Raw genomic sequence first — 20,029 nt, 5'->3', positions numbered from 1 at the left:
CCGGGTGGCCTGGTCCACTCAGTCTCCGCAGGTCTCGCCCATGTAGCTGCTCTGCGTGGAGGAAGCGCCGGCGCTGCAAGACGAAGAAGCGCCGATGTCGTCGTGGAGCACGAACGTGTTGGCCTGGTAGCAGCCGTGGAACGACGTCAGCGAGCGTCCCGCGACGCTCTCGAGCGCGCTCACCAGCCCTTGCGTGTCGCAGCCCTGGTCGTCGCCTGGCCATTGGTAGGCGCAGGCTGCGAGCATCTGGTCGGCGTCGTAGATCTCCACCGGCACGCCAGGCGGCACGTCCGCCCGTTGATCGTGGTAGCCGTTCAGGATCACCTTCTCGAGGGTGACACCGGGGGCGGCGGTCACCTTCCAGTACACGGGCTCGTACGAGGAGAGCGCCAGGACGACAGGTCCCTGCCGTTCGACATGGACCGAGGCTTCGCCTTCGGGATGGTGGTTCCAGCCGTGGTTGCCGTGGGACTCGTACACGCTGAGGAGGTGAAGCTCGGGGCCGCAGCTCGGCGTCCCGGGGCCGCAGCTCGGCTCCTCGACGTGGCCCGTCAGCGCATACCCGCCGTCGATGTCGCAGCCGGCGGCCACGCTCAGGTCGTCGTGGAGCACGAACGAGGTGGAGCTGTAACAGCCATGGAACGAGGTCATCTCCTGGCCGGCCGCTGCTTCCAGTGCGCCGACCAGCGCCGGCGTATCGCTGCCCCCTTCGCTCGAAGGCCACGCATAGCCATAGGCGCCGAGCCAGCCGGAGGTGCCGTCGTGGCTCTCCACGGGGACCCCAGCGGGCACGTCCGCCCGCTGGTCGTGGTAGCCGTTCAGGATCACCTTCTCGAGGGTGACCCCCGGAGCCATCGTCACCGTCCAGTGCACCGGCTCGTAGGAGGACAGCGCGATGACGTGCGAGCCTGGGCGTTCGATGTGGATCGTCGCCTCGCCTTCGGGGTGGTCGTCGGCGCCGCTGTGGTTCGAGTGCGTCTCGTAAACGCCGAAGATGTGGAACTCGGTGCCACAGGACGAGATCGGTCCGTTCCCGGGATTGCCAGGCTCGCTCTGTCCGCCGCCGTCATCCCCTTCGCCGACGACGACGACGCCACACCCTTTGCCGTCCGCGCCCATGAGGATGGGCATCGACAGAAGCGCGACCGCGAGGCCCACGCCATGAACCTTGAGCATCACCGACCTCCTCGAAGTAAGCGTTGGTCGGTAGCGTGCACAATGTCGGCCGAGCGCGAAAGGGCTCCGTGAGGTGGAACGATCGCGTTCCGATGCCGATGGCTCAGGGCGGCACACGAGGCTGCACCCTGACGCCATTCGTGCGCTGAGGCGAGATCGAACCCTCAGTATCCCTTCCGCAGCACGAGCACGGCGTTTCGCTCCACCTCGTAGAGGGAGGCGGTCACGAGCGCGACGGCGGTGTGGTCTCGGACGTTCAGCACGCGCATCTCCGCGTACGTCTCGTCCGGCAGGAGGTCCTCGTCCACGCCGTACTTCATCTTGTCGACGACCGCGGCGCGGTCGTCCTCGACCCGCGGTCGGAGCTGAGCGGTGGGGCCTGCGGCGCTGGCGGTCTGTGCCCAGCGATCACCGCGTCGCACGGCGAAGAAGCGCATTCCGGGCTCCACGCCCTCTTCCTTGCCCTTGTCGATGAAGACCACCTGGTTCTGACCGAACATGTGGTGGGGGTACACGGACGCGAGCAGCCGTGCTTCCAGATCCTTGTCGCTCTTGCGCGGCGATACGACGTCGAAGCGCCGCTGCACGGAGCCGATCAGCGCGCCGCGCTCGATCACGTCGAGCGATTCCGTGATCCGGCCGCGCACCATGCGGGTCTTCGGGTTGTAGCGGTCCACGCGTACCGTGCCGCGAACGGCCACCAGATCACCCGAGGACTTGCCCGATCCCACCCGCTTGATGACCTGGAAGATCGTGAGCTCCTGGCCCACGGAGATGGGGCGCTCCTCGCCGTCCTTGTCCTTGGACATCTGCAGGTACACGTCGTCGCCCGCGCTGAGGAGCATCTGATCCTCGGGGCTGCCGACGAGCTTCCCCCACGTGTCCTTCTCGTGGTCGTCGACCCAGCCCATGTTGCGCAGGAACACGGTCTGCGGGGGGACTCGGTTGCCCTGCATCCGCAAGCCGCTCTGCATGTTGGAAGTGAGGCCGCTGCGTGCGCTGCCCTGACCTTGATCACGGAGCCGGAGGCGATCTCCAGGGTAGATCCAGTGTGGGTTCTGGATCTGGGGGTTCATCGCCCAGAGCTGCGGCCAGGAATACGGGTTCTGGTAGTAGCGCGAGGAGATCTCCCAGAGCGTGTCGCCGCGCCGGACGGAGTGCATCTCGGGAAGGTACTGCCCTTCGACGACGTACGAGCCGTTCGCATTGCCGCGGACCGAGACCTCTCCGACGGTGCTGGAGCGCAGGTCGAAGCCGTCCGCCGTGCGCGAGGTGTCCAGGGTCGCGCGCGAGCTGGAGGGCAGGTGCGCGTTGGGATCGAAGCCAGGCTGGGGGAAGCCTGGGAACGTCACCTGCTGAGGAGCTGGCGTGGGGACCTGGACGACGGTCACGCTGGGTGCTCCAGGCTGGGTCGCGCCACCACCGTCGTCTGCGGCATCCTGAGCGAGCGCGGTGGCCGGCGCGGACACCAGGGCGAGGGCAACGAGGGTCGTCGGGTGCTTCATGGTCAACGCTTTCCAGCCGAGGTGGCGCGCGGAGAGGGCTTGCGAGCAGGAGGATTGCTGGGATCGGCGATGGTGATCACGCCGCCGTCGGGCGTGGAGCGGAGCAAGGGCCGCGGGCCTTCTGCGTCGGGATCCGTATCGACGCCACTGTCCTGCAACGCGACCCCTGGCTCTCCGCCGGAAGCGGGCGGGGGATTTGCGGGCATCATGGAAGGGTCCATGTGGACCACCGCGAGCGCGGGGCGATCGCCGCCAGCAGGCGACGTTCGTGGGGCAGGTGACGAGAGTCGGTCCCGCCCAGCGCGCTCGATGGCAGCGAGGCGATCGGCGAGCACGGCCTGATCCGCGCGTACCTTGACCAGCTCGGCCCGCGTCGTCGCGAGCTGTTGCTCGAGGGCGTCCGTGTTGCCGCCACAGCCCGCACTCAGCGCGGCGATCGCGAGCCCGATCCAGCGGGCGTTCGGGAGGGACATCATCCGGTCGGGCAGGTTAGCGCTGCTCGCTGCAGGCGGCCAAACACGCGGCAATTTCTGCCGGACGGTGCCGGATCTGGTACGCTCGGGCGCTGGAATGGCAGCGAGGAATGGGTGATGCGTAGGATCTTTCTTCTTGCGAGCATGGCCATCGGCTGCGGGATCGCCGCGTGCAGCGATGGGGGCGGTGACGGCGGGGGGGGTCCGGGGGGAAGCTCCGGCGATGGCGGCGGCGGAACGGGCGGCGGAACGGGCGGCAGCGCCCCTGCCGCATGCTTCGACTACACGGGCTGGGACGGCTCGACGCCGGCGGTCAGCCTGCGGGCCGACGTGATGCCGATCCTGCAAGGTTCCTGCACCTTTGGTTCGAGCTGTCACGGGGTGGAGAGCGGGCCCGCGGGCAAGGTGTACCTCGGGCCCTCGATCGCCATGCAGCCGTCGGACGAGCAGCTCCAGGAAGTGCTGGCGCAGACGGTGAACGCCGAGGCCGCCGTCGAGGCCGGCATGCCGAGGATCACGCCAGAGAACCCGGCGCGCAGCTTCCTCATGCACAAGATGGACGGCACCCTGAACTGCGGTGATCTGGCCTGCGCCGCCACGAACTCCTGCAAGGACGCGATGCCTCTCCGGCAGCCTGCGATCCCGACCGAGAAGCGGGATACGGTCCGCCGCTGGATCGCACAGGGCGCTCTGGACAACTGAGCGGAACATCCGACGGGCGCACGTCGCCAGCGTCCTGCCGGCCTCGAAGCGCCGACGGGAGCGCTTCGCAGACGCGGAGGGCTGCCGAGGTGCGGGCGGCCGGCTGACGCAACTCGGCGGACTCTGATAGGGTTCGCTTCCCCGAGCCATCTGCGAGGATCACCCCCGTGCGCATGTTCCTTCTTCTCTTCTCCTCGATGGTCGTCGCCATCGGCCTCGTCGGTTGTGGCGATGACGATGAGGGCCAGCCTCTCGACGCGAGCTGCTTCGACTACGGCAGCTTCCAGGTCGGTACGGAGGAAGTGAGCCTGCGGCGTGATGTGATGCCCGTCCTCCAGGCCTCGTGCACGTTCGGCAACAGCTGTCACGGCACCATTAGTGGCTCGCAAGGCCTGGTGTACCTGGGTCCGGTGCAGGGCGTGCCGCCTTCCATCCAGCACCTCCAGGCCGTCCTCGACCAGACGCTGGATGTGATGCCGGTGCTCAAGGCGGGCATGCCGCTCATCACGGCCGGCAACGCGGAGCAGAGCTTCCTGATGCACAAGGCGGACAACACCCTCGCGTGTGGGAAGCTCGAGTGCGCCGCCAACGATGCCTGTGGTGCGCCGATGCCCTACCAGCGGGACCTCGCCTCTGCTGAAGATCGGAACAAGATCCGTCGCTGGATCGCGCAGGGAGCGAAGCTCAATTGATCGGTCGCCTCACGGGTCATGTCGTGGAAGAGGAGGCGGACGGCACCACCGTGCTGGATGTCTCTGGCGTCGGCTACGAGGTGATGGTGCCGCTCGGAGCGCTGGGGCGCGCTCGGGCCATCGCTTCCTCGTCGTCGAAGGGAGCAGGTGAGAAAGCCCACGCCGTGCCTCACGCCGGGGGCGCTGCTCCTCTCCGAGAGACCATCACGCTCTTCGTCCATACCCACGTCCGGGAGGATGCCTTCCTTCTCTACGGCTTCGCTGCCAGGGAAGAGCGGGCGGCGTTCCGCGCCCTCATCTCCGTTTCGAGCATCGGTCCGAAGATCGCCATGGCCATCTTGAGCGTCCTCACGGCCGCAGAGCTGGCGGCGGTCATTGCCCGGAAGGAGGTCGCTCGTCTCACCAAAATTCCTGGGGTAGGGAAAAAGACGGCGGAGCGGCTCGTGCTGGAGCTGAAGGACAAGCTGATCGAGCTTCCCTCCGCTCCCGCTGGAACACCGTCGCTACCCTCCGCGCCGGCTCCGAGCGCCCACGGGGACCTTCTCAAGAGCGCGTTGACGGGGATGGGCTACCGCCCGGCGGAAGCAGAGCGTGCCGTGACCGCCCTGGCCTCCCGTATCGACACGGCGCCCCTCGACGAGATGATCCGCGAGGCCCTGGGGCTCTTGTCCCGCTAGAGGTTCCGGCGGCTGCTGTCCCGTCGGAGGCCCTGCTGCTGCTGCCTCGTTCGACGAACTCATACCAAGTAGTCGACAGAAGCCACCGACGATGCATATGCTCGGCCCGCCGTCGACCGGACGCCACTGTCTGGACGACACGCTCTCACGTCGCGAGGAGTTGCGGTGATCACCTGCCCGAAGTGCTCCAAGGAGAACCAGGACCATTACAAGTTCTGTCTCGGCTGCGGAGCCGAGCTACCTCGCGAAGCCTCACCAAAGAAGTTCGCGGCCGGGACCCCGCCGCAAGGTGTGCCAGCGGTCAAGGCCAGCTTCGGTGACGAGTCCACCTCGGTCGGCCCTGGACCCCTCCCGCGCGCGGCAGCGCCGGCTGCTGCCCCCGTGCACTCGCCCGAGCCCGTCGCCTTTGCCCCCGTGCCGGCCGTATCGGCGGCGCCTGCGGTGGCCCCGAGCGTTCCCCCCGCGGCTGGTTCGACCATCGTGTGCGGGCAGTGCCAGGAGTTGAACCCGGCATCGAACAAGTTCTGTGCGCTCTGCGGGTTCAAGCTGGCACCGAAGGCGGCCAGCATCCCTGCTCCTGCAGCATCCCCCGCGCCAGCGGCTGCTGCGAACGGGAGCATCTTGCTCACGGCGCTCCGTGCAGACGGCACGGAGGCCGGCGCCCACACGATCACCGGCACCACGACCATCGGGCGCGACTCGGGATCCATCTTCGCCGGCGACAGCTATCTCTCTCCGCGCCACGCCACCTTCACGCGCCGCGGCACCAAGGCCTTCGTCAGGGACGACAACTCGCTGAACGGTGTGTACCGCAAGCTGCGCCGGGACGAACCGGTGCTCCTCCAGATCGGCGACGTGTTTCGCATCGGGCAGGAAATCGTGCGTCTGGAAAGCCTCAACCCCGTCCCCGCCACGCCGGATGGGGTGGAGCGGTTGGGCAGCCCTTCCAAGGGATACGTCGGGCGCATCGCCATGATCATCGGGCGCGATACCACCGGCAACGCCTTCCCGGTCCCCGAGACGGGCCTGCACATGGGCCGGGAGCGCGGCGACATCCTCTTCCCCGAGGATGGCTACGTCTCAGGCCTGCACTGCCAGCTCTCTTACCAGAATGGCAGGCTCTTCCTGATCGATCTCGGGAGCTCGAACGGTACCTTCGTTCGGCTGTACAGCGAGACGGAGATCAGCGAGGGTGACGTCCTGCTGATGGGACAGCAGCTCTTCCGCATCGCGCTCTGAATGAGGGCGTGACGCGCCTGGCTGCGAGAACCCCGCAGCGAGGAGTGAGGGAAGGGATCGGTATGGAAATGGTTCGGACCATCCGGGTCGTCGCCGCCGTCATCGAACAGGACGGGCGGTATCTCATCACCCAGCGACGTGCCACGGCGGTGCTCCCGCTCCTCTGGGAGTTCCCTGGCGGTCGGGTGGAGGAGGGCGAGACCGACGCGGTGGCCCTCAAGCGCGAAGTGAGGCATCGGCTCGGGGTCGAGATCGAAGCGGGGCAGCTCATCTCGTTCGTGAGCCACCCTTACGAGCGGTACACCGTGGATCTCTACCTGTACGAGTGTTCGATCCAGAGCGGTGAACCCGCTCCACTCGCCGTCAACGAGTTCCGCTGGGTGACGAGCGCGGAGTTCGACAGGTACCCGTTCACGCCTGCCGACGAGGCGACGATGAACAAGCTGCTCGGCGTCGGTTAACGACGCACGACAGCTCGCCTTCAGTTCGGTGTCGGCGCGCCGAGCGTGTCGGTCGGATCGCAGCAATCCCCATCCAGGAGCATCACTTCAGTGGTGCTCAAATAATTTTGGCGGTGTTCAGCCATAACGGATGGCGTAGCATGAACACCTACCTGTCAATCCACTTCGCGGCGCGAGTGGAAGGTGGATGGGAGAGCGGCCCCGCATGATTCTCGAGCTGAACGTCGCGTCTGGTGACCGCACGCTGTCGGTGCGTCGTTTCTCGGTCCACGAGGCGACATCGAGCCTGTTCACAGTCTCCATCTGGGCACGATCCGAGAGCCCCAGCATCGATCTGGAGGCGATCATCGGGAAGCCAGCGAGCTTCCGGATCGACAGCGGCATGCTGTTTGCGCGGACGGGTACGCGCACCTGGACCGGTATCGTCAGCACGATCGAGCAGGTCCACGCGGTGCAGCCGACGGCTGGCAAGGACGAGTCGACCTACTTCTTGCGCCTCGTCCCCACGCTGTGGGTGCTCACCCAGCGACGCAACTACCGTATTTTCCAGCACGCGAGCATCCCCGACATCGTGGACGAGCTCCTCGGCGAGTGGAACCTCGAGCCCGACTGGAAGATCGGTCGTGAGGAGTATCCGAAGCTCGAATTCAAGGTGCAGTACGGCGAGAGCGACTACGCCTTCCTGAGCCGACTCCTCGAAGAAGCCGGGATCGCGTTCACCTTCGCCGACGAGGGGGAAGAAGGCTCGAAGCTGACGCTTGCCGACAAGCTCCACAGCGGTCCGGTGCGCCCCGAGGCGCTGCCCTACGTGGACAACCCCAACGAGGCCTCGGAGAAAGAGTTCGTGCAGAATGTGCGGCTGCTCTACGAGGTGCGGCCGGGCGCGACCACCATCCGCGACTACGACTTCCGCAATCCCGGGTTCGCGTTGCTCGGCGAGGCACCCACCAAGGCGCCAGCGCCAGAGGACAAGTACGAGCAGTACCACTACCAGCCCGGGGCGATGCTGATCGAGACGGGGAAGGGGGGGAACACGCCGGTCGCCGATGACAAGGGCACCGCGCGTTACGATCAGTCCTTCGGGCACGGGCGTGCTGACCGCGGTCTGGCGGGAGATCGGCAAGGCCGTCGCTCCATCGCCTTCGACACGAACACCATCGATCTCGTCCCTGGCGTGGTCTTCTCGATCGAGGGGCATCCGCACAACGAACTCGGCGATGCCGCGACGCTCCTCGTCACGGAGCTGTCGGTGGAAGGCTCTCCCGGTGAGGAGATGACGATGTCCGGTCAGGCAGTGTTCACGGACGTGCCGTACCTGCCGGTCCAGCGGACGCCGAAACCCAAGGTGGAAGGTGTGCAGAGCGCGACCGTCGTCGGGACCGCGGGACAGGAGGTTCACACCGACGAGTTCGGGCGCGTCCGCGTGCAGTTCCCCTGGGATCGCGAGGGGCGGAGCGACGACGCGAGTTCGTGCTGGATTCGTGTGAGCCAGGGATGGGCCGGGACGGGCTACGGGATGATCGTGATCCCCCGCGTCGGACAGGAGGTGCTGGTTGGCTTCCTGGACGGCGATCCGGATCATCCGGTCGTCGTCGGGCGCGTGTTCAACGCGACGCAAGCGGTGCCCTACAAGCTGCCGGACCACAAGACGAGGAGCACCTGGAAGAGCGACTCGTCCCTGGGCTCGGCAGGGTTCAACGAGATCATGTTCGAGGATCTCAAGGGACAGGAGCTCGTCTGGGAGCATGCCGAGAAGAACCGTCGGCGCCTGGTGAAGAACGACGAGACCATCACGATCGCTCACGATCGACAGAAGCTCGTGAAGAACGACGAGCACGAGCGCACGGTCGGGCACGTGAAGATCGTCGTCGGCAAGGACCAGGATCTGGTGGTCGCGCAAGACCGCCGTGAGCGCGTCGAAGGCGATAGCCACCTGCGAGTGTTCGGCAAGCAGAACCAGCGGGTCGATGGCGTGATGTCATTGACGGTGAAGGGGGATCAGCACGAGCTGGTGGGCAAGAACCACGCGCTCGCGGCCGTGAAGGAGATCCACCTCGCCGCAGGGACCGCGCTGGTGATCGAGGCGGCCGAGGACCTGACCATCAAGGGCCCCGGGGGCTTCATCCGCATCGATCAGGGCGGCGTGACCATCCGTGGCAAGACGGTGCGCATCAACAGCGGTGGATCGGCTGGGAGCGGCGCAGGCGTACAGCCGGAGGAGCCGGCCGAGGCGGTCGAAGCCGTGACCGACGATGTGAGCAAGACCTTGATCGGGCAGTAGCCCTCAACCGGGATCGCAAAGGAGAGGAATATGCCTCCGGCAGCACGGATCATGGACCTGCATACCTGCCCGATGGTGAACCCCGGGCCGGTTCCGCACGTGGGGGGACCAGTGACGAGCGGCGAAGGGACGGTGCTCATCGGCTCGTGGCCCTCGGCGCGGGTTGGCGACAGCGCGAGGTGCGTGCCGGCCACCGACAAGATCTCGCGCGGAGAGTCGTCGGTGATCATCGGCAACAAGGACGCCGCGCGCATGGGCGACATGACCTCGCACGGAGGGGTGATCGTCAAAGGGTGCCCCACCGTGATCATCGGCTCGTCGCCCCAGGCGGAGAGCCTGAAGACGGACAAGCCGTTCTGCGAGGACTGCGATCGGGCCGAGCGCGAGCGCGCGGCGAAGCGGCGGCGGAGCTAGCGCGTGGAGCCGCGGTGCATCGTCGAGATCCGCTGGGGTCGGCTCTCGGGGACGAAGGGGGTGATCCCTCCCGGCGGTGCGCTGCGTGTTGGCCGGACCGAGCGGGCCGACCTCTCGGTGCCGCACGATGCACAGCTCTCGGCCTTGCACTTCCAGCTCTCGTGGGACGGAGCGCGCTGTGCGCTCCAGGATCTCGGGAGCATCGGAGGGACGCGGCTCCACGGGTCGATGGTGAGCGAGGCCGAGGTCGAGCACGGCGACTGGATCCAGGCAGGGGAGACCGACTTCCTCGTCTACGTGGAGGGCAAGACGCCCCCGCCCCAGCAGGACCCGGCCGAGATCCCGGGGCGCGTGCGCTTCCGTGAGAAGCAGCGCCGCACGACGGCGGCCACGGCCCTCGCGGTGCTGCGCGCCGAGGCAGCCGTGGCGCCTCTCTATGCCGTGCTCGACGCCGCGCGCGACGAGCGGATTCTGGTGCTCCTGCGCGAGTCGGTGGAGCGGCACCGCTCCCTCTACGAAGGGGCGCCCGGCGAGCCGCTCGAGGACGTCGCGCCTTACCTGGTGGGGCCGCTCGCGCCGGACGCGCGGTTGCTGGAGCGCCTCGTGGAGGAGGGATGGGGCAAGCGCTGGGGATGGTTCTGCACCACCCCGCGCGCCTTCACCGAGCTGCGTCGACACCTCCGCCGCTTCCTCATGGTCGAGCTCGATGAGTCGGGGCAGCGGCTTTACTTTCGCTTCTACGATCCCCGTGTCATGCGGCGGTTCTTGCCCACCTGCACCCCGAGGCAGGAGGAAGAGCTGTTCGGGGACATCCTCGCCATTTTCGTCGAAGGTGAGCGCGGCGAGCCACGCCGCCTGACCCAGCGGCCCAGCCAGAGCAGGGAGTGAGCCATGTTCCGGGTGCGACGTTCACAGGTCGAAGCGGTGGATGGTCAGGGTGCCATCCAGCCGTGCTTGAGCTGGATCCGGGTGCGGCTGGTCAATGAAGAAGGGCAGCCATATCAGGACGAGCGCTATCAGGCCTCGTTGACCAATGGCACGAAAGGTGAGGCGCTCGATCAGAACGGTGGATCGTGGCACCGCTACATTCCTCCGGGCCAGTGCCAGTTCGAGTTCTCCAAGGTCCTGGAGTCCGTCGAGCGCTGGCAGCCGCCGAAGATGGAGGGCGTGAAGTGACGACCGCTGGCGACGCGCAGCAGCGGAAGGTCCGCTGGTATCACCTCGACAAGCCCGTCGAGAGCCTGGAAACCGCCCTGGAGCACGAGGTGGTCGTCGAGCGGGAGGCGATCCCGCTGATCCTCGTGCCGGGCATCATGGGGTCACGCCTGCGGCAGGCGGCCACCGGACGCGTGGTGTGGGATCCGCCGGACGGCATTTGGAGCACCCTGGGCGCCGCCTGGGACTGGGGCACCTCGGGCCCCGTGGAGCGCCACCGTCGTCTCATCGGCCCCGATTTCAATGAAGGATTTCTGGAGGTCGACTCTCACAGCGCGGAGAAACTCGAAAAGCTCGGCGTCACCAAGGGCCAAGGGGAACAGGCGCGAGCGCGCGGCTGGGGCGAGGTCCACTGGAGCAGCTACGGTGGGCTGCTCAATTTCCTGCAGTCGGCGGACGTGGGGCCGCTCCGGAAGGTCTTCGCGTTCCCCGTCTATGCCATCGGCTACAACTGGACGGCTTCCAACCGGGCCGCTGGCAAGCACCTCGCGACGCGGATCGACGCGATCATCGCCGAGAACAACAACGACAAGACCTTCTGTGAGCGGGTGATCATGATCACCCACTCCATGGGCGGCCTCGCCACCCGCTCTGCCGCGCTGCTGCATGGCGCCGCCGCGAAGATGCTGGGCGTGCTGCACGGCGTCCAGCCAGCGACCGGCGCGCCGGCCGCCTACAAGCGAATGAAAGCCGGATTCGAGGGCGCCTCCGCGCTGGTCCTCGGCTGGAATGGGCGCGAGGTGACGGCCGTGCTCGCCAATGCGCCGGGAGGCCTGGAGCTGCTCCCGACCAAGCAGTACCTCAATGGCGACGGCGAGCGCTCGTGGCTCTCCATCAAATCACGCAGCGGCGAGTCGCTCCGGCGCATGCCCGAGGGGAACCCCTACAGCGAGATCTACCGCGAGCGGGAGCAGTTCTATCGGCTGGTCGACCCGGCGCAGATCAACCCGGAGGCGACGGGCGCTCCCACCGAGCGTGACCCCTGGGAGCGCTACAATCAGCTCCTCAACACGGCAGAGAGCTTCCACGACGAGCTGAAGCTCCGGCACCACGACACGACCTACACCTACCACGGCGCAGGGACGAAATATCGCGCCTGGGACCGGGTCGAGTGGGTCGCCGCCCGCGATCAGCTCTTCTTCCGGCAGCCGAACGAGGCGGAAGACCGCGCGCTCCTCTCGGGCCCGATGATCGCCACGAAATCGAACGACGCCGGCAAAGAGGAGTTCCAGGTCGCCGGCACGAACCGACGCTTCGAGGCCAAGCTGCAGGATCCGACCGGCGAGGGGGATGGCACCGTCCCCGTCCCTTCGGGCGAGGCCCTCTCGACGGGCGGCGCCGTGCTGGAGGTCCTGGCGGTGGAGGGTATCGACCACCAGATGTCTTACGACAACGCCACCGTGCAGCAATTCACCGTGCGCGCCATCTCCTTGCTGTCGAAGGACTGGTTCTCGACGAGGCCGAGGGGCTGAGGGGCTGAGGGGCGCACGATGATCGTCGATCCCTGGAAGCCCTTCGCCCTGGGCCGCTTCGCGGTGGAACTCCCCCCGAGTGCCTCCCTGCGTGGCCGACAGCAGGCCCTCGTCCAGCTCCCGGTCGCAGCCAGACCTCTCGCCCCAGGGGAGGATCTCGCCGCGATTCACCAGCGCCTGATCGATGAAAAACGCGTGCTTCCCCCGCCGCGGGGCCAGCCCTCCGTGGTGCACAGCGCGCGCATGCTCCGTGGCGATCTCGTCTCGATCATTCATTTCGACGATCCGGACACCCCCGAGTCGATCGCCATGGAGGCCGTGCTCGTCACCGGCGGCACCGCATTCACCATCCGCGGCGGGAACACCGTGAGCCGCGCGGGGGCACTGGAGGACGCTGCCGCCCGCATCGCCGCCGCCATCGTGCCCAGCTCCGAGCCCGATCCTCAGGTCCCCGGCTTTGCCATCGACCGCGCCGTCGTCGCCATGGCCATGCACTGGCAAGAGTCGGCCGACGCCTTCTTCGAGCTGGGCCAGGGGTCCACCCTGTCGCTCGAATCGCACTCGAATGCCGACGCGCTGCCCCGCCCTCTCCTGGAGAAGCAGGCGCTCGCCATCCCTCGCTTCGCCTCCGTGGGCGTCATCGCATTCCCGATCCGTTCGGGCCCCCGCATGCTGGCCGATCTGCCCGGCGAGGAGCTGATCCTGAAGCACCCTGCGGGCGGCGGGCTGTTGCAATGGGAGTACATCGGCCAGCCGCGTTCGAGCGGCTACCCGCACGTCTCGATTCGCATGGAACTCGGCGAGGACGCGGCGCTCGATGCCGCTCTCCCCCTCTGGGACACACTTCTCACCTCCTTCAGGCGACGGAGGGAAGTGTGAGTCACGACCTCCACTTCATCGGGAGCCCCTGCTCATGGCCATCCTCGAGCTGACCATTGCCTCTGGGGAGGCATTCCACGTCACGCGCTTCGCCGTGCGGGAGGCCGTCTCCAGCCCATTCACCGTCTCCATCTGGGCCCGCCACGCCGATGCCAGCCTCCCCCTGGGAAACCTCATCGGCCAGACCGCCACCTTTCGCATGGTGGCCGGCTATGCCCAGGTCCGTGGCGGTGGTGCCCGGACGATCACGGGCATCATCAGCTATGCCGAGCAGGCGCACGGCCTCTCGCCGGAGATCGGCCAGAAGGGCCTGTCTACGTACATGTTCCGGATCGTACCGCCCCTCTGGCAGCTCCAGCAGCGGCGCGGCAATCGCATCTACCAGCACCTCTCGATTCCCGACATCATCGATGCCCTCCTCGCCGAGTGGCAGATCACGCCGACCTGGCAGATCGATCGCGGCCAGTATCCGAAGCTCGAGTTCAAGGTCCAGTACGCCGAGAGCGATTACGAATTTCTGTCCCGCCTCCTCGAAGAGGCAGGCATCGCATTCACTTTCCCCGAAGGGGAGGGCGGCCCCACCCTGACCTTCAGCGACCGCCTGGAGGCGAACGAAGCCCGCGCCGGAACGCCCGTCTACATCGAGGATCCCGAGCAGACCACGGAGCAAGAGCGTGTGACCCAGGTCCGCTTCGGTCGTGAGGTGCGGCCCGGCGCCACGATGCTCCGCGACGTCGACTTCAGGAACCCCGCGTATGCGCTCTTTGGCAATGCGCCTCCCGTCGACGAAATGGAGCGGCGCTACGAGCAGGTTCACTACCGACCTGGCGGGTTCCTCGCGGAGACGGGGCGGGGTGGGAACACCCCGGTGGCCGACGACCAGGGCCCTGCGCGTCACGACGAAAAGCACGGCGAAGGCCTCGCTGGGCGCGCTCTCGAGGGCGAGCGGGCAGGCATGCGCTATGTCGCCTTCGAGTCGAACGTCCTCGACCTCGCGCCCGGCGCGGTGCTCTCCATCGAGGACCACCCGCACCCCGAACTCAGCTCCAGCCGCCGGCTGCTCGTGCTCGAGACCAGCCTGGAGGGCGCCCCTGAGGCAGAGTGGGTGCTCACGGCGCACACGACCTTCGCCGACGCCCCTTATCGCCCCCCTCGTCGGACCGCGAAGCCGCTCATCCAGGGCGTGCAGAGCGCCACGGTCGTCGGACCGCGCGGGCAGGAGATCCACACCGACGAGTTTGGACGCGTGCGTGTCCAGTTCCACTGGGATCGCGAAGGAAAGCGCGACCAGCGCAGCTCGTGCTGGATCCGCGCCAGCCATGGCTGGGCGGGCTCCGGCTTTGGCTGGATGGCGCTGCCGCGCGTCGGACAGGAGATCCTGATCAGCTTCCTCCAGGGAGATCCCGATCAGCCGATGCTCGCGGGCCACGTGTACAACGCCGTCCAGCAGGTCCCTTACAAGCTGCCCGACCACAAGACGCGGAGCACGTGGAAGAGCGACTCCTCGCTCGGAGGCGGAGGCTTCAACGAGATCATGTTCGAGGACCTCGCCGGCAGCGAGCTGGTGTGGCAGCAGGCGCAGAAGGATCGCCTGCGCCTCGTCCGGAACGACGAGCAGATCACGGTGGTCCACGACCGACAGAAACAGGTCAACAACGACGAGGCCGACGAGACCGAAGGCCACCGCAAGCGCTGGGTCGGCAAGGACCTCGACACCATCACCCAGCGCCACCGCCGCGAGCGCGTCGAAGGGGACGACCACCTCATCGTGAAAGGCAGCCGCCGCCACACCATCGACGGGAACCGCTCGCTCACCGTGGCGCAAGAGCGGCACCAGAAGATCGAGGGACGCTACGCCTCCAAGGCGAACGAGCAGCTCCACGTCGTCGCTGGCGAAACACTGGTCGGCGAAGGCGCCGACGACGTGACCCTCAAAGGGCCGGGCGGCTTCCTCCGCATGGACGCCAGCGGCATCACCATCAAAGGCACGGTCGTCAAGATCAACGTCGGCGGCTCGCCTGGACGTGGCCGTGGCAGCCGCCCCGAGCTGCCCGCCCTGGCCCTCCAGGCGCCCAAGGCCGAAGTGCAGGCCGGCGCCACCAAGGCCGCTGGACCGAGCCGCGCCATGGTCCAGGAAGGGGCCAAGCCCGACACCCCCAAGGCCGAGCGCCTCGCCGCCCGCAAGCAACTCATCGCCGACGCCAGAGCCCGCGCCGAAGAGCTCCCGCCGAACTCCCCCGAGCGCCAGCGCCTGCTCGCGGCCGCCGACCGGCTGGAGCGCAACAACCACTCCGTCGAGATGGCCCGCCTCTCCCAGAGCGTCTACGACGACGAAGGCGCCCCGGAGGGGTGGCGCCGCATCCCGCCCGAGGAGATGCCCCCCGGCCTGCGCGACCAGGTGTGGGAGGACAAGGACTCCGGCTTCTACGCCGCCATGTACGAGTCCGACGACGGCCAGAAGGTGGTCGCCTTCCGCGGCACCAACGAGGCCAAGGACTGGAAGACCAACATCCCACAGGGCCTCGGGATGGAGACGGACCAGTACAACCACGCGCACCACATCGGCCAGGCGATGCGCAACACGTACGGGCCCGACGGCTTCGAGATCACCGGCCACTCCCTGGGCGGTGGCCTCGCATCGATGGCCGTGGTCACCTCGGGTGCTCAGGGCACGACCTTCAACTCGGCAGGCCTCCACCCCAGGACGGCCCGCCGCGTCGGCGCCGACTTCTCGCGCGGCGCGGATCTCATCGAGACCTACGGCGTCGCCGGAGAGGTCCTCACCTCGGTGCAGACCGTCCCCGTGATGCGCCAGGCGATGGGCAAATGGCACGACCTCCCCGCGATCGGGCCCGGCATGGGCGGCACCACGGGGCAGGGAGCCATGAAGGGGGCTGGCGCGGGCGCCGCGATCGGCGGCGCCATCGGCGGCGCCAAGGGAGCGCTGATCGGCGGCGCCATCGGTGGCATCGGCGGCGGCGTCGTCTCCATGGCGAAGCTCTCGGTCGAGCGCCACGGGATGGACTACGTGATCAACGGCATCGAGTCTCAGAAGACCGAAGACATCGAGACCATGCAGACAGGAACTCCGTAGAGGCGCCATGGCAGACACCCGCGAAATCTTCCAGGACCCCGGTGTGGTCGCGCTCTACGAAGCCGCGAGCCGCGGCGACACCGCCCAGGTGAAGGCGCTCCAGGAGACCGGCGTCGACATCGACACCCAGGGCAAGATGGGCATCACGCCCACCCTCTGGGCCACACTCCAGCGAGATGCGCTCGCGCTCGAGACGCTGCTCTCTGCCGGCGCCAACCCCGACATCTCCGACGACGAAGGCCACCCGCCGCTCCAGTGGGCGGTGCGCTTCGAGGACCCTGCGTTCGTGCGGAGCTTGCTGGCCCATGGCGCCGATCCCAACGCCAGGACGCACCTCGACGATCCCGTGCTGTTCGTGGCGATGGACGACGACGCCTGGAACCACGTGGAGGCGCTGCTCGATGCCGGCGCCGACGCCAACACCGTCGGTCGAGGCGGCCACACCGCGCTCACCCGAGCCGCGATGGACAACCAGTTCGATCGCGTCCGCTACCTCCTGGAGCGCGGCGCCGATCCCACGGCGACCGACGACACCGGCGGTACACCCGCCCTCTACGTGCAGGAGTCCCTGGTGGACCCGACCTCACCGCTCGCGGCAGCCCGCGGTGACGCGAAGGCAGCCCTGGAGGCGCGTGGCGTGACGTTTCCCGTGAAGCGGCCCTGGGAGCGCTGAAGCACGAACTCCCGCCACGCGCGGAGCTTCCACCGCGCGGACCTTTCGCCACTCGCCACGCCCGACCCTCCACCACCGCCCCCTGAGCCTTCGGCTCCCGGGTCGATGCCTTCAGCCTCCTCGGCGGAGAGGCTTCGCGGCCCGCGCCAAAGCCAGCACGCGCAGGCAAAGCGGCTGCACCTCGTACTGATCCACCTGCGGGTGGACCTCGACGATCGCTCGTGCGCGGAACCGCTGGTACAGCGGGAGCTGGTCCGCGAGCTGATCCGGCAAGTAGGTCGGCAGAAGCGGCTGAGACCCCGCGGTCTGCGCAAGCGCGCGCAGGTGCGTCCCACCCAGCAACTTGCGGCGCTGATAGCAGCGCCCCTCCAGCAATGCGCGCTCGACCGTCGTCTCCAGATACCCGTTCGGCGTCGGCCGCTTCCCTTGAGCCCACGCCTCGGCGACGCGACCCATGAGCCCCTCGGCGACCGCCGGGGCGCTGCGCAGCTCGGGGACCTTCAGAAAATCCTGCGCCGTCGTGACCGCAGCGCGGAGGGTCTCGTCGTTGCCGATGAACGGCGACACGGCGGCGACCGTCGCCTTCAGCGCATCGAGCTCGTCGAATGGAAACACCAGATCGCCTGCGAGCGTGCGCAGCGGCGGGATCAGCTTCCCATCGCTGCGCACCGCGCCGGCGAGCGCATCTTCCATCCCCTCCGCATCCGCGGCGGTCGCGCGCACCAGGATCTCGAAGACCTCGCGCCGGTCTTCGATCTCCATCGGCTCACGCGCGAGCGCAGGATCCTCGTGTTCCTTGTCGATCGGCCGCTTCTCCAGCTCCGCGAGGAGCCGCTGCCAGGAAGGCTGCCGCCGGAACCGAGGCGCGCTCTCGGCGTCGAACCAGAGCAGCTGGAGCACCTCGCGCGCCTCCTGAGCCACGGGCGCTGGGCCGCCGATGGCTTGAAGGCCCGGCGCTCTCGCGTCGCGCGGCAGCGACCACGTCGCGCTCGCCGCGGCGGCTGCGTTGGAGGCCGACAGTGCACCCGACGACCCGTTGTGCCCGTCATCTCCATGCTGGGGGAGAGGCCCACCCACCGCCGTCTCTCCGATGGTGCGGGGCGCCTGAGCCCGTGGGCGTGGCGGCACCAGCGGTGCAGGCGGTGTCGAGCCGGGCGACGCGCTGAAGGCGGCGGCTGCCGCTGCCGCGGGCACGACGCCCGGCGGGGTGACGACGGCAGCAGGAGAAGGGACCGCAGGCGGCGTGGGAACAACGGCCGGAGGAGGCACCACGGCTGGAGGCGCCACCATCGGCGATGGCTGAGAGGTCGTCGCCGTCGCGCCTCGACTCGCCGAGGAAAGGGCCGCTGCCGATGGCTTCATGGGAGCCGGCGGCATCGGAGGGATCTGCACCGCGACCGCTGCGGGCGCTGCCGACGTCGGCGGCGTGGATGCAGGCGTCGGTGCAGGCGGAGGTGCAGGCGCGAACGGCGTCCCCGAGAGCCGCGCGGCTTGATCGTCCGTGCGTCCCGGCGCAGGGCTCGGGGGCGGCGCGAACGGCAACGCTGTGATCTGCGGCGCATCGTCGGCACGCACCGAAGGCGCGCTCGACGACGGCGCGAACGGCAGCCCCGTGATCTGTGGCGCAGGCGCCAGCCCGCTCGTGGACGTCGAGCCCGGGTGCTGGAAGACCGCGGTCCCCTCCTGCGGAGGGAGCGTCATCTCGTGAGGATCCTGCGTGATCGGCGCAGGCTCCTCCTCCCCGTCCATCGTCATCTCGACCACGAGTTCGCGCCCGGTGATCTCCTCCCACGAGAGCGACTGCCCTGGCTCCTCCAGCGCCACGACGACGCGCCCTTCCTCGTCTGCGCGCTCCAGCTGCACCTGCCCCCGCCACGTCACCGTGCAGATCCCCTGATCGGTACGGATCCACAGCAGATCGATCTGGAGCTGCACCGGCTGCGCCGCGCGCCCCGGCCTGGAGACGAAGGCCCGCGGGTGATGCCCTGGAAGCTGCGTCGCCAGGTGCTGGTGTTCCGGGTGCAGGTGCTCGAGGACGATGCGCTCGTCGTCCCGCAGCCGATCCGTCTGCTGGTCCCACGGCGCCGCGTTGAAGTACCCGACGTCCAGCCCGGGTGGCAGAGGCTGACGCGGCCAGTCGCGATCGGACCACGACGCCGCTGCTCGCCCCAGCTTGTTGCGACGCTCTGGCCAGGTCATCGCGATGGGGCCGAACCCCACCGGCTCGATGGTGTCGTCCAGCCCCATGAGCGCCATGCCCGGCGGCAAAAGGTTGGGCAGCGGCCGACGGCCATAGGCATCCTTCGCGGACGGCCGTATCCCCACCGGGTTCATCGTCTCCGGACCCCCGGCCGAGCGCTCCCAGAGCAGCGGCATGCGCGTGAAGCGCGCTCCCTCCACCAGGGACCCATCGGGCCCCAGCAGCCTCTCGCCGCACACCTCGACCCGCTTGTCGATGTCCCCGACCCGCACCCGCGCGATGAGCGAGCGCGCCGGCTTCCCCGGCGGCGCGAAGGCCTCCCCCACCAGCACCACGTCGGCGCGGGGCCGCACCGGCGCCACATCTGCAGGCGCGTAGAGGCTCCAGCCTGGATCATCACTCCAGTGGCGATCGGTCTCGTAGAGCGCCTCGTGCTCGTCGGCGAGCTGCGCCCGGCCGGGCTGCAGACGGAACGTCGCCTTGCAGACGAAGCTGAGCATCCACGCGCCCTTCCGCGGCTGCCACACCACCGAGCCCACGGGCAGCGGGCTGAGGGAGACGACGTCCATAGGCGGCGGAGGATACACTGGCGCGGGAGTTCACGGCCAAGCCGTCGCAGCGCACCGGGCCCGACGCCGCATACTGCCTGTCTCGGCGGGGACCGGCGCTCCGAGCGCCACCCGAGCGCATCCCGTCTCTGAAGCCGAGCGCATCCCGATCACCGACGACCTGGCGCCGCGACGGGACCGTCGAATCCTCCACGCGAAGCGTGAGCCGCGACATCGGTGCGTCAGGTCACGCTCTCTCGCATTGATGCATGACCCGCCGCGTCGGTGACGCACGCCTGCAATCTGGATAGATGCGATATCGTTGCAT

16 protein-coding genes and 1 pseudogene are annotated in these 20,029 nt (G+C 68.3%); 13 read left to right on the top strand and 4 right to left on the bottom strand.

Going from position 1 to position 20,029, the window contains the following annotated elements; translation table 11 throughout:
• Nucleotides 1-18 precede the first annotated feature (18 nt).
• From CMC5_RS33570 to CMC5_RS33560, 3 genes are all read right to left on the bottom strand, one after another.
• Nucleotides 19-1,176 carry a hypothetical protein gene (locus CMC5_RS33570; RefSeq protein ID WP_050434221.1) on the bottom strand — a complete coding sequence of 386 codons (1,158 nt, stop codon included), beginning with the start codon at nucleotides 1,174-1,176 and terminating at the stop codon, nucleotides 19-21.
• Nucleotides 1,177-1,340: 164 nt separating this feature from the next.
• Entirely contained in the window at nucleotides 1,341-2,681 is a 1,341-nt protein-coding gene (locus CMC5_RS33565) for a LysM peptidoglycan-binding domain-containing protein (protein ID WP_050434220.1), read from the bottom strand.
• Between the two features lie 2 nt (nucleotides 2,682-2,683).
• Entirely contained in the window at nucleotides 2,684-3,157 is a 474-nt protein-coding gene (locus CMC5_RS33560) for a hypothetical protein (RefSeq protein ID WP_050434219.1), read from the bottom strand.
• 114 nt (nucleotides 3,158-3,271) lie between these two features.
• Between CMC5_RS33560 and CMC5_RS33555 the strand changes: the two genes are divergently transcribed.
• From CMC5_RS33555 to CMC5_RS33495, 13 genes and pseudogenes are all read left to right on the top strand, one after another.
• Nucleotides 3,272-3,856: a hypothetical protein gene (locus tag CMC5_RS33555; protein ID WP_156339057.1), complete on the top strand. Its 585-nt coding sequence runs from the start codon at nucleotides 3,272-3,274 to the stop codon at nucleotides 3,854-3,856.
• 167 nt (nucleotides 3,857-4,023) lie between these two features.
• Nucleotides 4,024-4,548 carry a hypothetical protein gene (locus tag CMC5_RS33550; RefSeq protein WP_156339056.1) on the top strand — a complete coding sequence of 175 codons (525 nt, stop codon included), beginning with the start codon at nucleotides 4,024-4,026 and terminating at the stop codon, nucleotides 4,546-4,548.
• Entirely contained in the window at nucleotides 4,545-5,225 is a 681-nt protein-coding gene (ruvA, locus tag CMC5_RS33545) for a Holliday junction branch migration protein RuvA (RefSeq protein ID WP_050434216.1), read from the top strand. The genes CMC5_RS33550 and ruvA overlap by 4 nt, the downstream gene beginning before the upstream one ends.
• Before the next feature lie 165 nt (nucleotides 5,226-5,390).
• On the top strand, nucleotides 5,391-6,464 hold the full coding sequence (locus CMC5_RS33540) for a double zinc ribbon and FHA domain-containing protein (protein WP_050434215.1): 1,074 nt from the start codon (nucleotides 5,391-5,393) through the stop codon (nucleotides 6,462-6,464).
• Nucleotides 6,465-6,526: 62 nt separating this feature from the next.
• Nucleotides 6,527-6,925, top strand: a complete 399-nt coding sequence (locus CMC5_RS33535; RefSeq protein ID WP_082363025.1) for a (deoxy)nucleoside triphosphate pyrophosphohydrolase — start codon at nucleotides 6,527-6,529, stop codon at nucleotides 6,923-6,925.
• A 205-nt stretch (nucleotides 6,926-7,130) separates the two neighbouring features.
• Nucleotides 7,131-9,206 (top strand): type VI secretion system Vgr family protein, encoded by a 2,076-nt coding sequence (locus CMC5_RS33530; protein WP_050436282.1) that lies wholly within the window; start codon nucleotides 7,131-7,133, stop codon nucleotides 9,204-9,206.
• Between the two features lie 30 nt (nucleotides 9,207-9,236).
• Nucleotides 9,237-9,521: pseudogene (locus CMC5_RS33525) on the top strand (PAAR domain-containing protein); the annotation flags it as partial.
• Between the two features lie 102 nt (nucleotides 9,522-9,623).
• The gene (locus CMC5_RS33520) at nucleotides 9,624-10,508 is read left to right on the top strand and encodes a DUF4123 domain-containing protein (RefSeq protein ID WP_050434213.1); all 885 of its coding nucleotides are present in this window, start codon (nucleotides 9,624-9,626) and stop codon (nucleotides 10,506-10,508) included.
• 12 nt (nucleotides 10,509-10,520) lie between these two features.
• Complete coding sequence (locus CMC5_RS33515; protein WP_156339055.1) at nucleotides 10,521-10,796, top strand: hypothetical protein; 276 nt, start codon at nucleotides 10,521-10,523, stop codon at nucleotides 10,794-10,796.
• Nucleotides 10,793-12,307 (top strand): esterase/lipase family protein, encoded by a 1,515-nt coding sequence (locus tag CMC5_RS33510; RefSeq protein WP_050434211.1) that lies wholly within the window; start codon nucleotides 10,793-10,795, stop codon nucleotides 12,305-12,307. Before CMC5_RS33515 ends, CMC5_RS33510 begins: the two co-directional genes overlap by 4 nt.
• A gap of 18 nt (nucleotides 12,308-12,325) precedes the next feature.
• Entirely contained in the window at nucleotides 12,326-13,186 is an 861-nt protein-coding gene (locus CMC5_RS33505; RefSeq protein ID WP_050434210.1) for a T6SS immunity protein Tli4 family protein, read from the top strand.
• A 34-nt stretch (nucleotides 13,187-13,220) separates the two neighbouring features.
• On the top strand, nucleotides 13,221-16,280 hold the full coding sequence (tssI, locus tag CMC5_RS33500; RefSeq protein WP_063796395.1) for a type VI secretion system tip protein TssI/VgrG: 3,060 nt from the start codon (nucleotides 13,221-13,223) through the stop codon (nucleotides 16,278-16,280).
• Nucleotides 16,281-16,287: 7 nt separating this feature from the next.
• On the top strand, nucleotides 16,288-16,953 hold the full coding sequence (locus CMC5_RS33495) for an ankyrin repeat domain-containing protein (protein ID WP_050434209.1): 666 nt from the start codon (nucleotides 16,288-16,290) through the stop codon (nucleotides 16,951-16,953).
• 111 nt (nucleotides 16,954-17,064) lie between these two features.
• On the opposite strand, the gene CMC5_RS33490 is transcribed toward CMC5_RS33495, so the two are convergent.
• On the bottom strand, nucleotides 17,065-19,722 hold the full coding sequence (locus CMC5_RS33490; RefSeq protein ID WP_050434208.1) for a DUF2169 family type VI secretion system accessory protein: 2,658 nt from the start codon (nucleotides 19,720-19,722) through the stop codon (nucleotides 17,065-17,067).
• Between the last annotated feature and the right edge of the window lie 307 nt (nucleotides 19,723-20,029).

The sequence above is a fragment of the Chondromyces crocatus genome (assembly GCF_001189295.1).
Taxonomy (GTDB): Bacteria; Myxococcota_A; Polyangia; order Polyangiales; family Polyangiaceae; genus Chondromyces; species Chondromyces crocatus.
The sequence above is the reverse complement of the archived record's forward strand: the minus strand, read 5'-3'. Positions and strand labels throughout refer to the sequence as shown.

Excerpts from the sequence above, each read along its gene's own strand:
- CMC5_RS33570 (WP_050434221.1), bottom strand. The coding sequence starts at position 1,176 with ATGCTCAAGGTTCATGGCGTGGGCCTCGCGGTCGCGCTTCTGTCGATG.
- CMC5_RS33565 (WP_050434220.1), bottom strand. The coding sequence starts at position 2,681 with ATGAAGCACCCGACGACCCTCGTTGCCCTCGCCCTGGTGTCCGCGCCG.
- CMC5_RS33560 (WP_050434219.1), bottom strand. The coding sequence starts at position 3,157 with ATGATGTCCCTCCCGAACGCCCGCTGGATCGGGCTCGCGATCGCCGCG.
- CMC5_RS33555 (WP_156339057.1), top strand. The coding sequence starts at position 3,272 with ATGCGTAGGATCTTTCTTCTTGCGAGCATGGCCATCGGCTGCGGGATC.
- CMC5_RS33535 (WP_082363025.1), top strand. The coding sequence starts at position 6,527 with ATGGAAATGGTTCGGACCATCCGGGTCGTCGCCGCCGTCATCGAACAG.
- CMC5_RS33530 (WP_050436282.1), top strand. The coding sequence starts at position 7,131 with ATGATTCTCGAGCTGAACGTCGCGTCTGGTGACCGCACGCTGTCGGTG.
- CMC5_RS33505 (WP_050434210.1), top strand. The coding sequence starts at position 12,326 with ATGATCGTCGATCCCTGGAAGCCCTTCGCCCTGGGCCGCTTCGCGGTG.
- tssI (WP_063796395.1), top strand. The coding sequence starts at position 13,221 with ATGGCCATCCTCGAGCTGACCATTGCCTCTGGGGAGGCATTCCACGTC.
- CMC5_RS33495 (WP_050434209.1), top strand. The coding sequence starts at position 16,288 with ATGGCAGACACCCGCGAAATCTTCCAGGACCCCGGTGTGGTCGCGCTC.
- CMC5_RS33490 (WP_050434208.1), bottom strand. The coding sequence starts at position 19,722 with ATGGACGTCGTCTCCCTCAGCCCGCTGCCCGTGGGCTCGGTGGTGTGG.